Origin of the sequence: Nocardia sp. NRRL WC-3656 (assembly GCF_000720265.1) — a bacterium.
Classification (GTDB): Bacteria; Actinomycetota; Actinomycetes; order Mycobacteriales; family Mycobacteriaceae; genus Nocardia; species Nocardia nova.
The window spans coordinates 157895-171118 of record NZ_JOJF01000001.1 but is presented as its reverse complement, the minus strand read 5'-3'; the positions used below and the strand labels follow the sequence as shown (position 1 = coordinate 171118).

Genomic DNA, 13224 nt, shown 5'->3' with positions numbered 1-13224 from the left:
CACGCCGTCAGTGCTGAACGTGCACGAGTCCCGCGCCCATGGATTGCGCTCCCGCTTCGTCCCCCACCACGGCAGTCGCCGCGAACAGCGCGCCACCGGCCGCGACCGCGACGGTGACCGCGACCCGGGTCAGCCGGCGGCGCAGCACGCGCGGCGGCTCGGGTGGCTCGGGCGCCTCGGCGACCTCGCTCTCCCGGACCGATTCGGCGGCGCGGCGCGCGAAGACGGCCGCACCCTCGGCGATCGTGCGCTCCGGATCCGCGGCGACGATCACCGGCCGCGCCAGCGCCGCGGCCAGGACCGCGGCGACTTCGGGCGGACGGGCGGCGCCGCCGACGACGAGCACACAGTCGACATCGGCCATGGTGACGCGGGCTCGTCCGAGGCATTCGTACACCACATCGAGCGACTCGCGGATATGCGCGGTCCGCAAAGCCGTGATCGCGGCGTCGGAGTCGGCGGCCGACGAAGCACCGGCGCGCCAGTTGTCCTGCGCGGCCATCTTCGCACCGAAGGCGCGGCCACCGAAGGCGGTGGAGCGCAACGGTTCCCCGAACACCGGCCGGTCCGGAGTACCGGGGCCGATGCGCACCAGGGTGACGGTCAGCCCCGATCCGCCGAGGTCGTAGACCAGCGCCAAGCCCGGCAGCAGCGGACCGTGCGCCACCGACAGCCACGCCGCGGCCGCCACCGGTTCGGCCACCAGGGCGGCATGGGACAGTCCGATCGAATCGAGGGCCTCGCGCAGTTCGAGCACCCGCTCCTCGCCGTAACACACCGGATGTGTCACCGCGACAGCGGTTTCCGGACTGCGGCCCTCGGCGGTGGCCACCACGTGGGCGGACACGTCCGCGACCACGGTGCGCGCGACGGTCGCCACCAGATCGGCCGCGGACAGCGACCGATGACGTACGCGCGCGGTCCGGCCACGCTCGGTCAGATCGGCGAAGTCGGTCACGGCGCGGCCGTGGCGCGGGATCCGGCCGACCCGCGCGGTGCCGCTGCTGTCGAAAGTGAGTGTCGTGCGCCAGGTTCCCGGCGCGGTGCGCTGCTGCGACAGCGCGGATTTCGGGCCCGAGGCCCGCTTGCGCCGGCCGGTCGCCGCGCGCCCACCGGATTCGCCGGCCACGCTGCGCCCGCGGCCACGCGCGTTCTTCCCGCTCTCAGCAGTATCGATGGCGCACACCGTGTTGACCGTGCCGATACTCACTCCGAGCCCAACCGTCATCACAATTCCCCTCGATCGACGAGCGTACGTTCGCTGACATGTCTCGATCCGGCATCAGGCAACCACTGTGCTGAGAACTTGCCAAGCACCGGACAACCGGTTGTCCGCTCAACCGCCGCACTCCGCGACGAGGCCCCCGATACCGCAGATATACCTCTTCACCTGCGGTAACAAATCAGGCAATTCATACGCGCAGTGGACATTTCGCGACACTGACCGACCGGTACGGATTTGCCGGCAATCGTCCGAATATCCTCGGACACCGTATACCGGCGATCCGGCAACGGTGGCGCATCCGGCGAAACACCCACTCCCCCAACACCACACGAGCGCCCGGCGCCGCCGGCAGGGAGATCAGCCTGCCGGCAGGGAAGATCAGGCCGCCGGCAGTTCCGGGATGCGGGTGGCGCGGGCGAAGACGGTCTCACCCTCCGCCAACCGCAAAGCCTCCGCATCACCGCGAGTGACCTGCGCGGTGAACAGATCGCCGGTGGCCGCATTGCGCAATTCGAGGCGAACCTCGAAACCCAGTCGGACGACGCGCTCGACGGTCGCGCGGGTGACACCCGCCGACTCCGCGGTGCCCTCGTGTTCGGCCAGGGCCATACCCGGATCGCGACCGATGCGAATATCGTGCGGGCGCACCAGATGTCCGTTCAACTTGGCCACCGCACCGAGGAAGGACATGACGAATTCGTTGGCGGGACGGTCGTATACGTCTTCGGGCGTTCCGACCTGTTCGATGCGACCGGCATTCATCACCGCGATCCGGTCGGCGACGTCGAGCGCCTCCTCCTGATCGTGGGTGACCAGCACGGTGGTCACGTGCACTTCCTCGTGCAGGCGACGCAACCACGTGCGCAGGTCGTGACGCACCTTGGCGTCGAGGGCGCCGAAGGGTTCGTCGAGCAACAGCACCTGCGGGTCGACGGCCAGCGCCCTGGCCAGGGCCATGCGCTGCCGCTGACCACCCGACAGTTGCGCCGGATAGCGATGCTGGAAACCGTCCAAGCCCACGATGCCGAGCAGTTCGTCGACGCGCTTGCGGATTTCGTTCTTCGGGCGCTTGCGGATCTTCAGCCCGAACGCCACGTTGTCGCGCACGGTCATATGTTTGAACGCCGCGTAGTGCTGGAAGACGAATCCGATATCGCGCTTCTGCGGCGAGACCCGGGTGACGTCGCGGTCGGCGATGGTCACGATGCCCGAATCCAACGATTCCAAGCCGGCGATCGAACGCAGCAGCGTCGATTTCCCGGAACCGGAGGGCCCCAGCAGCGCGGTCAGCTCACCGGAGGGGATGTCCAGGCTGACGTTGTCGAGGGCGGCGAACGAACCATAACGCTTGTTCGCGTCGGTGACGGTAATCATTTGGCAGTGCCCCGCTTGCGTTCGAGAAGGGTCATCAGGACGAGGGTGACGAGCGCCATGGCCATGAGCAGAGTCGCCGCGCAGTAGGCGCCGAAGGTGTTGTGGTCGTTGATATAACGACCGTGCACCAGCAGCGTCAGGGTCTGAGAAATGCCGGGCAGTCCGGACGACACCATGATCACGGCGCCGAATTCGCCGAGGGCGCGGGCGACGGTGAGCACGATGCCGTAGGTCAGGCCCCATCGGATGGCCGGCAGGGTGATGCGCCAGAAGGTCTGCCACCGGCTGGCGCCCAGGGTCGCCGCGGCCTGCTCCTGATCGTCGCCGATCTCGTGCAGGACCGGGACGACCTCGCTGACCACGAAGGGCAGCGTGACGAAGAGCGTGGCGATCACCATGCCCGGCAGGCCGAAGATCACCCGGAGGCCGAAGCTGTCGAGGCCACCGAACCAGCCCTCGACACCCCACAGCATGATCAGCGATACGCCGACCACCACCGGCGAGACCGCGAACGGCAGGTCCACCACACCCTGAATCAGCGTGCGCCCCCGGAAGTTTCCGCGCACCAGGGCGATGGCGGTGATGACTCCGAAGACCACATTGAGCGGCACCACGATCACGACGATCAACAGCGACAGATTGAACGCCGAGATCGCGGCGGGTGTGGTGATGGAATCGAGGAACGCGCCGATCCCGTGCTCGAAGCTGCGCCAGAGAATGATCACCAGCGGAGCCACCAGCAACACGATCAGATACGCGAGCGCGATCACGCGCAGCGAAATCCGGGACGGGGCGGACAGTTTCATCGGCTCGCCTGTTCCTTGCGGGCGGTGCGTTCGGAGAAGATGCGCAGGATCAGCAGGGTGGCGAAGGAAATCGCCAGCAGCGCCACCGACACCGCCGCCGCGTTCACCGGACGGTCCACCTCGATCTGCTGCTGGATGTACTGCGACGCGACCTGAGTGCGGCGCGGAATGTTGCCGCCGATCAGGACCACCGACCCGTATTCGCCGATGGCGCGCGCGAAGGCGAGGCCACCGCCGGAGATGATGGCCGGCGCGAGCGACGGCAGCACCACGCGCCGGAAGATGGTCAGGTTGTTCGCGCCCAGTGAGGCCGCGGCCTGCTCGACCTCTTTATCCGCTTCGATCAGCACCGGCTGCACCGAGCGCACGACGAACGGCAGCGTCACGAATGCCAGCGCCACCACGAGTCCCGGCTGGGTGGCGTTGAGGTGGATACCGACCGGGCTCTGCGGCCCGTACAGCGACAGCAGCACGATGCTCGCCACGATCGTCGGAAGCGCGAACGGCAGATCGATCAGGGCGTTGACGAAGCTCTTGCCCGGGAAATCGTCGCGCACCAGCACCCACGCCACCACGGTGCCCATGACGACATTGATCACGGCGACGACCACCGATACGAGAACCGTCACCCGCAACGCGTCCAGTGCCGCGGGCGCGGTGACCGCATCCCAGAAGCCGGACCACCCGTCGTCGAAGGAATGGACCGTCAATGCGGCCAGCGGCAGCAAGACGATGATGCTCAGCCACAGCACCGTGATCGCCAGACCGAGCGAGCCGGCCGATCCGGTGAGGCGCGACCGCCAAGCCGGTCCGGCGGACCGCTGCCGGACGACGCCGGGACCGGTGGTGGTCCCGGCGTCGGTACTCCCGCCGGTGTCGGCCTTCGTACGGGTGTCAGTCACAGTTGCCCAGTATTCCGTGCGCTCCGAGCCACCGGCTTACTTGGTGGCTTTGTCGTAGAGCACCGCGACGCTGCCGGTGTCGGGGGTGAACAGATCCTTGTCGACCTGCTTCCACCCACCCAGATCGGCGATCGTCCACAGCTTCTGCGGCGCCGGGAAATCCTTGGTGTACTGCGCGGCGACCTGCGGATCGACCGGACGGAAACCGGCCTCCGCCCATGCCTTCTGGCCGGCCTGCGAGTACAGGAAGTCCTTGAACGCCACGGCGGTGGTGGGATTCTTGGCGTTCTTCGTCACCGCCACCGGATTCTCGATCTTGAAGGTGGTCGGCGGGATGACGTGCTCGATCGGGTCCCCGCTGCGCTCGGAGAAGATCGCCTCGTTCTCGTAGCTGAGCAGTACGTCCCCGGTGCCCTGCAGGAAGGTCTCGGTCGCCTCCCGGCCCGACTTCGGCTGCACCTTGATGTGGTCCTTGGAGATCAGCTTGCCCAGGTAGTCCAGGCCCGCCTGCGGATTCTTGCCGCCGTCGCTCTCCGCGGCGTAGGGCGCCAGCAGGTTCCACTTGGCCGAGCCGGAGCTGAACGGATTCGGCGTCACCACCTCGACGCCGGGCTTCAGCAGATCGTTCCAGTCGTGGATGCCCTTCGGGTTGCCCTTGCGGACGGCGATCACGACGACCGAACCGAACGGCACCCCCTTGTTGGCGTCGGCATTCCAGGTCGAGTCGACCAGCCCGGCATCCACCAGCCGGGTGATGTCGGGTTCGACCGAGAAGCTGACGACGTCGGCCTGGGCTCCGTCCTTGACCTTGCGGGACTGGTCACCGGAGGCGCCGTAGGACTGCTGGATCTGCGCGCCCTTGCCGGCCTCGGTCTTGTTGAATTCGCCGATCACCTTGTCGTAGCCCGGCTTGGCGACCGAGTAGGCGAACAGTGTCAACTGCCCGCCACCACTGTGGGCGTCGCCGCCGACGGTGTCGCTCGAGCCACCACTGCAGGCGGCGGTCAGTCCCACGGCCGCCAGCGCGGTGAGCGCGACGGCGATGCGTCCTCGGCGCACCGAGAACCAGGATCTGCTGGACGATCTGCGAGACATGGAAGTGGCCTTTCCTGCCGCCCGCCCCCGGCGCACACTGCTGCCGGGTCGGAAGTAACTGTGATTGAGCGGTAGATCTGTCCGGTGAATACCGGAGACAGGCGCGTGCGGCCGAGCCGCGAGAGGCGGAGACGCTGCGGAAGAGATGTGCGCCGGTCCCATGGAAAGGGCGCAGCGTGTCCGATCAGCTATCGACGACAGTGAATGTCCGCGACGACGAGGCAGCCGACCGCGATCAACGCCAACTCATGGCGGACCTGCGGAACAACGCTCGATGACACGGGCAGACTCTAACAGAGCACCCGGAACCGCGCGAATCGGTCGAAGCGGAATCCGCCGACGATCCGATATTCGAGAAAACCGCCCATGACCGGCGGGAAGCATTCATATTTCGGATTCCCGACCGCCACCGCGCCGACACCGGAACGACCGCCGGGGCCCGGGCGAACCGTGGTGAAGACCACAGTCGCCCGGACCCCGGTGTGTGCGTTCCGGCATCAGCCGATCGGTGGCCGGTCTACTCCTCGTCGGCGGACTCGGGCGGGCTTTCGTAGAGGTCGAGCACCCACTCCTCGACGGCGGTGTCCTCACCGTCCTCGTCGGGCTCGTCGGCGCGCAGCCGGTTCTGCAGCCGCACGCCCAGGCCGAGCATTTGCGCGGCGCGCACCATTTCGATCGCCTCGTCGGCGGTGGTGTAGTGGGTCGCGATCAGTCGGGGGCCGTCCTCGATCTCCAGAAGCTGCTCGAGGTCGACGAATTCCTCATCGGTTGGCATGGGCTGCACAGTACCTGCAACCTCCGACAGCGGGGGATTATCGCGTCAGCAACCAGGCGACGACGATCAGCACAAGCAGTGCGATCAGCGCCAACTGGACCCGTGAGCGTGGCATCAGATCGCTTCCTTCGGCATCGGACCCGGAACATGCATCGAGGCGCCGGCCAGCACCGGTTCGGGCGGTGCGATGGTCGCCGCATCGGGCGCGATCTCGGAGGCCGCGTCGCCGGCGACGATGTCGGTCTCGGCGACGGCCGAGCGGTCGCGGCCGAGCAGCCGCAGCACGATCCGCAATCCACGATCGAGCAGGTAGGCGATCAGGAAACTGACCGGCACCGCCCCGACCAGAACCACGACGAACTGCGGGAGGAACGGTAATCCGGCCACCCACAACTCGAAGCCGTCCCACCAGCCCGCGACATGATGCACAACCACCAGCCTAGTAGGTCACGGGTGCGCCGGCCGCAGGGCATGCCGACCGGCTGTCGCGAGGTGTCGACAGTCCCGGCGAACGGGACCGGAATCCACCATGATGGCTGTATGGCGTCCTACGACGAACCGATCACCGAACAACCCCTCATCGAGACGCTCGACGACATGTCCCCGCCGCGCGATGCCCTGGCCGATATCTCCGATGCCGAGATCTCGGCGAACTACCTGCCCATTTCGGCGGGCGTCGTGCACAAGTCGTCGTATCCGCCGATCGACGACTACGCCTTCCTCTCCGATTGCGAGACCTGCTGCCTCATCGCGCGCAACGGTGCGGTCGAGTGGATGTGCCTGCCGCGGCCGGATTCGCCCAGTGTGTTCGGCGCCATGCTGGACCGCAGCGCCGGGCACTTCCGGCTCGGCCCCTACGGCGTGAACGTGCCCGCGGCGCGGCGCTATCTGCCCGGCGGCATGATCGTGGAGACGACCTGGCAGACCGACACCGGCTGGATCATCGTCCGCGATGCGCTGGTCCTGGGCCCCTGGCACAACACCGACCGGCGCAGCCGGACCTACCGCCGCACCCCGGAGGACTGGGACGCCGAGCACATCCTGCTGCGCACGGTGAAATGTGTCAGCGGCGTGGTCGAACTGGAGATGAGCTGCGAACCGGCCTTCGACTATCACCGGGCGCCCGTGAATTGGGAATACACCGGCGAGGTCTACGAACGCGCCACCGCCACCGCGACCTGCGCCCACGACGAATTACCCTGCGGCGAACTGGTTCTCACCACGGATATGCGCCTGGGGCTGGAGGGGCGCGAGGCACGCGCCCGCACCCGCATGCGCGAGGGCGACGAATTGTTCGTGGCCCTGTCCTGGTCGCCGCTGCCGGCCCCGCGCACCTTCGCCGAAGCGGCGCAGAAGATGTGGCAGACCACCGAATGCTGGCGGCAGTGGATCACTCTGGGCAAGTTCCCGGATCATCCGTGGCGCGGCTATCTGCAGCGCAGCGCGCTCACGCTCAAGGGCCTGATCTACTCCCCGACCGGCGCCCTGATGGCGGCAGCCACCACCTCGCTGCCGGAAACGCCGGGCGGCGAACGCAACTGGGACTACCGCTACAGCTGGGTGCGCGACTCGACCTTCGCCCTGTGGGGCCTCTACACGCTGGGCCTCAATCGGGAGGCCGACGACTTCTTCGCCTTCCTGCACGATGTCGCGACCGCGAAAGACGGTGAGGCACAACCGCTTCAGGTGATGTACGGCATCGGCGGGGAACGTGATCTGGACGAGTCCGAGATCCCGCACCTGCACGGTTACGACGGCGCCAAGCCGGTCCGCATCGGCAACGGCGCGTTTCAACAACAGCAGCACGACATCTGGGGCACCATTCTGGATTCGGTCTATCTGCACGTGAAATCACGTCAGCAAGTCCCGGAAACGTTGTGGCCGATGTTGAAGCGGCAGGTCGAGGCGGCGATCGAGAACTGGCGCAAACCTGACCGCGGCATCTGGGAGGTGCGCGGCGAACCGCAGCATTTCACCTCGTCCAAGGTGATGTGCTGGGTCGCGCTGGACCGCGGCGCGAAACTCGCCGAATTACACGGCGAGACCGACTACGCCGAGAAGTGGGCCGCGCTGGCCGAAGAGATCCGCGCCGATGTACTCGCCCATGGGGTGAACGACAAGGGCGTCTTCACCCAGACCTACGGTGGCGACAGCCTCGACGCCTCATTGCTGCTGGTCGTACTCCTGCGCTTCCTGCCGCCGACCGATCCGCGCGTGCGCGCCACGGTCCTGGCCATCGCCTCCGACCTGACCCAGCACGGTCTGGTGCTGCGCTACCGCACCGACACCACCGACGACGGATTGTCCGGCGCGGAGGGCACATTCACCATCTGCTCGTTCTGGCTGGTATCGGCGCTGGTGGAGATCGGCGAGGTGCGCCGGGCGCGGCATCTGCTGGAACGGCTGCTCGGATACGCCAGCCCGCTCAAGCTCTACGCCGAGGAGATCGACCCCTACACCGGACGGCATCTCGGCAACTTCCCGCAGGCGTTCACCCACCTGGCATTGATCAACGCGGTGATGCACGTGATCCGGGCCGAACACTCCACCGGGGCCGGTGAATTCCATCCGGCTCATCCCGCGGGCTGACGAAGAAGCGGGTGGTCCGGTATGTCCCGGACCACCCGCCACGAATGCGCACAGCACGAACGCTAAGGCACGTCGGCGTTTTCGCGGATCTCCCGCAACCGCACCATCGATCGCTCGATTTCGGTGAGACGCCGTTCGCGGCTCTCCGGCGAGTTGATCGCCGCCGCCTCCTCGGCCGCGCGCAGCGATTCGTCCACCGATCGCAACGTCTGATCGGCCAGATCGGTGAAGTGGTCGCGCAACATGCGCTGCATGGCCCGCAGCCGATGCCGTGACTCCTTGCCGACCTGGAAGATCACATCGTCCATCAGGCGAGCCACCGCCACCTTGGCCTCGGACTGGCGGCGCTCACGGCGCAGCTTGCGGTCCTCCCACAGGGCGTTGATACCCAGCAGGGCGGCCGCCGCACCCGAATACCAGTTCACCAGCGGCATTTTCAGCAAACTGGTGAGCAACCCGACCATCAGCAGGCCACCGTAGGAGCCGCGCATCACGTTCAGCAGCGACGAGGTGAAGCTCACCTTCGCGGTATCCAGCGGCTCCAACGACGCCACCGGTTCGAGGACGTCGCCCGGATCCTCGAGCCGCAGATCGGGCAGCGGCACATCGCGCGAGTCGGCGGGGAACTTCGCGGTCACCTGCTCGGCCAGTTCCACCGCCCGATAGTGGGCGACGACGAAGTTCTCCTCGACCGCCTCGCAGATCCGGGAATCCAGATCGGCGCCGAATTCGTCCCAGCTGCGAGCCGGATCGCGCTTGGTGATCTCCGATTCGGCGTGGCGGACCAGTACGCGCAGCCGGTGCCGCAGATCGTGTTCGATATCGGCCATCAGTTCCGAACAGCCGTCGGCGAGGGTGACCTGCCAGTTGGCGCTGCGGTGGCGCAGATCGTCGGCCTCGGCCCGCGCGATGCGCAGTTGATCGGTGATCGCGGTGTAGCGCTGCGGATCGCGCAGGGTTTCGGCCTCACTGCGCAGGGCCAGCCCCAGATGATCGGTGATGGTGCGGATGTCGCGCAGCGCCGCTTCCCGGGCGACGGCGTCGGCGCGGGCGAGGACGTATCCGCGCAGATGGTCGATCAGTTGCGGCACACCGGATTCGATATCGCGGCGGTGATCGTCACCGGCACGCAGATGCAGATCGGCGGAGATCGGGGCCACCGCGAAACCCAGGCCAGCGGCGTCGAGCAGCTCGCGATTGCGCTGCTGCACCCGGCTCCAGTGGCTGTAGCGATCGATCTTGTTCAGCACACAGACGACCGTCGGGCACACCTGCCGGATGCGCTGCAGCAGGGCGATCTGCTCGGGGGTGTATTCCGCGGCCGCGTCGCTGACGTAGAGCACGGCGTCGGCGGCGGCGATCAGCGACCAGGTGGTCGGCGCGTCGGCGGATGCGCCGGGCGCGTCCATCACTACGAATCCCTCGGCCAGCAACGGGCTCGGGTCGGTGAATTCGGCTCGGATCACGCCGGCCGCGCTCAGCGCCGGACCGGGGTTCAGCGGGTCGACGGGCTGGCGTTCGGTGCGGCCGCCGGGCAGCGAGCGCACCAGCGTGGCGGTCGCCTCCGGACCGTATTCGGCGATCACCGGAACGCTGACCGGACTGCCGGTCGCGCTCACCGCGCTGCCGACCAGACCGTTGACCAGCGTGCTCATCCCGTTCTTGGGTTCGCCGACGACCACCAGCCGCACGCGCGGATCGGCCACCCGAGCCCGCGACATCCCCAGTCGTGCGGTGAGATCGGCCCGGCCCGCGGCGCGGGTCAGGTCGAGCAATTCGTCGAGCTGCGCGAGCAGCGGGGCCATCTCGTCGGGGTGTTTGGCACCCGGCGACTCCACCGCCGTCACAGCGGAAGCACGTGGAAATCGACGACAGGGTGGTCCACCGGATGGTGCATCTCGGCAAAGGTGGTTTCGTGCAGACCGCCGGACAGTCCGGCGGCGGACACACTCGTCAGGCCGTGGCCGGGGTCGGTCCACAGCGAGGTGTCGTACGAATCGGTCACGGCCGCAACAGGTTTCACCGGAACGTGCGCATTCGGCGCGGGATCGATGGTGGTCGGCGGTTTGATCACGGTCGGCGGCTCCACGGGTGCGGTGTGCTGCGCGGTCGGCACGGTCGGTTCGTGTGTCGGGACTGTCTGGTCGTGGCTCGGCGGCGTCGCATGCTGAGTCGGTACCTGCTGGGTAGGAACCTGCTGCGTCGGTACGGAATCCGGATCGTGGGCCGGCACCTGGGAACCTCGTGACGGCGCGGTCGGATCGTCGGCGTTGCCGGTGGCGGAGGTGTCCGCTCCCGAGGAGGTGCCCGGTGTATGCGTCGCGGTATGGCCCGGCGTCGACGCGTCCGCGCCGGCGGAGGTCGACGGCCCGGAGTCGCTGTCGGTATCCGACGGCGTCGTACCGGGAGTGCGGGTGGGATGGCCGGAATCGGTGTCGCGAGGCACCGTCACGGTCGGCGTGGGCCGGTCGACGGAATCGTGATCGGTCGAGGTACCCGGACGGGTGGTGGTGTGCTCGCCGCCGGGCGTGGTCCCCGGCGCATGCGAGGTACTCGGCGCGGTCGGCGTCTTCGTCGCATCGGCGTCGTGGGTCGTGGTGGTGCCGTGCGATGTGGTGGTCGGTGCGTGGGTGGTGGTACGCCCGGCGCCCGATTCCGACGGATCATCGGCACCGCCCGGCAGTCCGGTGTCCGTACCGGCATGGCGGGGCCGATCGTCGAACAGCGCCGGAACGGCCACCGCGGGCGCGGTCAGCGGGGACGGTCCCGCATGCGTGGTGATCACGTTCGCGATCGGGTGGGTAGCGGCCTCGGGCTGAATCGTGGTCTGCAGCGGCGTCGCCGAGACGGGTTGGACGAGCGCGGGCGCCGGAGCGGGTGCGACCGGCGCCGGCGCGGCCACGACCGGTGCGGTCGAAACCGGTTGCGGCGCCGCGACATTCGTCACCGGCGCGGACGCTTGAGCGGTAGCGAACGGCGTCGAGCCGGGGGCGGCCGAGGTGGCGATCGGCCCGGATTGCGGCGCGAGCGCCGACGAGCCCGGCACCGCGGCGCCGGGTCCGTTCGCGGCGGCGCCGGCGGGTCCGTTCACCGCCGCGCCCGCGGGACCGTTCGCGGCTCCGGCATGCGTCGCCGCGGCCGTGGCCGCACCGGGGGACGCCACCGCCGCACCCGGGGCCACACCGTCGGCCGCACTACCGGATGCGTGCGGGCTCGAGGTCGGGCCGCCGAATTGGCCGGCCCAGCCGGAGGCGTCCGATTCGCTTGCGCCAGCAGGAATCTGGTGGGTGCCGCTGCCGAGCCACTGCCCGTAGTCGTCGAGCTGGTGCCCGACGCCGCCGACGGCGAAATCGACCTTGGTCTCGGTCGTCACCCAGATTCCGTCGAATCCGATGTGCGCGTCGATCTTCATCTCGGTGCCGAGGAAGATGCCGGGATTACCGCCGTCACCGATGCCGTCGAAGGCACCGGGATGCGGATCCGGCAGACCGTCGTGCGGATCCGACAGACCGCCGAACCCGCCGGGGCCGAACCCGTTCATCCCGGGCAGATGGAGTCCGTTGGTGCCGGGCAGGCCCAGTCCGTGCCCGGGCAGCGGTGCGGTGGGGTAGGGATCGGCGCCGGCCGTGTCGACATCGGCCTGCCGCTGATCCACCGCGTCCTCGGCACCGGGCAGCCCGAAGGCCCCCGACGCGTGGGACTGACCCGGTAATCCGAAGCCTCCCGAGGTCTCCGATTCCGGCGCACCGCGTAGGCCGAAACCGGCCGGGGCACTGGCATGGTGCGTCCCGGGAATCGCAAAGCCTTGTCCCCCACCGAATCCCGGATTACTGAAACCACCGTGGCCCGAATGCGGGTTGCCCGGGTGCGAGGGAGAACCGGGAATCGAGAAGGGCGGTGCGGTCGACCCGCCGTCGGGCGAGCCGGGCAGACCGCCGATACCGGGCGCGGGCTGGCCACCGTCGGCGAAGGGCATTTGCAGCCCCGGATAGGCATCCGTGCCGTGCTGTTCCGGCAGCGCCAGTCCCGGCGCGGGTGCGGCCGGGGCGTGCGGCGCGGAGTTCCCGAGGTTCGGCGGGACGGAGTCCGGTGACGGATCCGGATAGGTCACCACCGGACTCGGCACATCGGGATGCGGATCGGCGGTGGACCAGCCGGTGATGTGGCTGTTGTGCGATTCGTTCTCCGGTGCGGGCGACCCGTTGGAGGCGATCAGCGCGCCGCCGGTGACGTAGGCACCGGCCCGAGCCACCCGCGCGACACCGGTCGCGACGCGATATGCGGCATCGTTCGCATGATCGCCCGCGTCCGCATCATCGTCGAAGGGCAGCTCACGCGTCATACAAACTCCGCTCTCAGCGTTCGGCTGGCTAAACCGAACGGGGTGTTACCGAATTTGGGTCTTTTTACACCTTATTTCCGGAAAACTTGCCTGTCACATCCTTCAGGTTTCTTTCA

Annotated in this window: 11 protein-coding genes; 1 reads left to right on the top strand and 10 read right to left on the bottom strand. The window is 68.2% G+C overall.

Annotated elements, in window-relative coordinates; translation table 11 throughout:
• Nucleotides 1–7: 7 nt before the first annotated feature.
• From IG65_RS0100790 to IG65_RS35635, 8 genes are all read right to left on the bottom strand, one after another.
• Nucleotides 8–1228, bottom strand: a complete 1221-nt coding sequence (locus IG65_RS0100790) for an Hsp70 family protein (RefSeq protein WP_156055445.1) — start codon at nucleotides 1226–1228, stop codon at nucleotides 8–10.
• A gap of 375 nt (nucleotides 1229–1603) precedes the next feature.
• The gene (locus tag IG65_RS0100785) at nucleotides 1604–2599 is read right to left on the bottom strand and encodes a sulfate/molybdate ABC transporter ATP-binding protein (RefSeq protein ID WP_030512833.1); all 996 of its coding nucleotides are present in this window, start codon (nucleotides 2597–2599) and stop codon (nucleotides 1604–1606) included.
• Nucleotides 2596–3405 carry a sulfate ABC transporter permease subunit CysW gene (cysW, locus tag IG65_RS0100780; protein WP_030512832.1) on the bottom strand — a complete coding sequence of 270 codons (810 nt, stop codon included), beginning with the start codon at nucleotides 3403–3405 and terminating at the stop codon, nucleotides 2596–2598. Before cysW ends, IG65_RS0100785 begins: the two co-directional genes overlap by 4 nt.
• A complete protein-coding gene (cysT, locus tag IG65_RS0100775) occupies nucleotides 3402–4169 on the bottom strand; it encodes a sulfate ABC transporter permease subunit CysT (RefSeq protein WP_036522837.1) in 768 nt (255 codons plus the stop codon). The genes cysW and cysT overlap by 4 nt, the downstream gene beginning before the upstream one ends.
• A 174-nt stretch (nucleotides 4170–4343) precedes the next feature.
• Nucleotides 4344–5402: a sulfate ABC transporter substrate-binding protein gene (locus IG65_RS0100770; protein ID WP_051755082.1), complete on the bottom strand. Its 1059-nt coding sequence runs from the start codon at nucleotides 5400–5402 to the stop codon at nucleotides 4344–4346.
• Between the two features lie 188 nt (nucleotides 5403–5590).
• Nucleotides 5591–5683 (bottom strand): Ms4533A family Cys-rich leader peptide, encoded by a 93-nt coding sequence (locus IG65_RS39715; protein WP_310400397.1) that lies wholly within the window; start codon nucleotides 5681–5683, stop codon nucleotides 5591–5593.
• A gap of 236 nt (nucleotides 5684–5919) precedes the next feature.
• Nucleotides 5920–6177 carry a hypothetical protein gene (locus IG65_RS0100760; RefSeq protein WP_051755080.1) on the bottom strand — a complete coding sequence of 86 codons (258 nt, stop codon included), beginning with the start codon at nucleotides 6175–6177 and terminating at the stop codon, nucleotides 5920–5922.
• A gap of 114 nt (nucleotides 6178–6291) precedes the next feature.
• Complete coding sequence (locus IG65_RS35635; protein ID WP_051755078.1) at nucleotides 6292–6606, bottom strand: hypothetical protein; 315 nt, start codon at nucleotides 6604–6606, stop codon at nucleotides 6292–6294.
• Nucleotides 6607–6717: 111 nt separating this feature from the next.
• On the opposite strand from IG65_RS35635, the gene IG65_RS0100750 reads away from it, so the two are divergent.
• Complete coding sequence (locus tag IG65_RS0100750) at nucleotides 6718–8766, top strand: glycoside hydrolase family 15 protein (protein ID WP_036522677.1); 2049 nt, start codon at nucleotides 6718–6720, stop codon at nucleotides 8764–8766.
• Between the two features lie 62 nt (nucleotides 8767–8828).
• Here IG65_RS0100750 and IG65_RS0100745 read toward each other — a convergent pair whose 3' ends face one another.
• Complete coding sequence (locus IG65_RS0100745) at nucleotides 8829–10613, bottom strand: hypothetical protein (protein WP_231508999.1); 1785 nt, start codon at nucleotides 10611–10613, stop codon at nucleotides 8829–8831.
• Nucleotides 10610–13108, bottom strand: coding sequence for a hypothetical protein (locus IG65_RS0100740; RefSeq protein ID WP_030512826.1), 2499 nt, complete (start codon nucleotides 13106–13108; stop codon nucleotides 10610–10612). Before IG65_RS0100740 ends, IG65_RS0100745 begins: the two co-directional genes overlap by 4 nt.
• Nucleotides 13109–13224 lie beyond the last annotated feature (116 nt).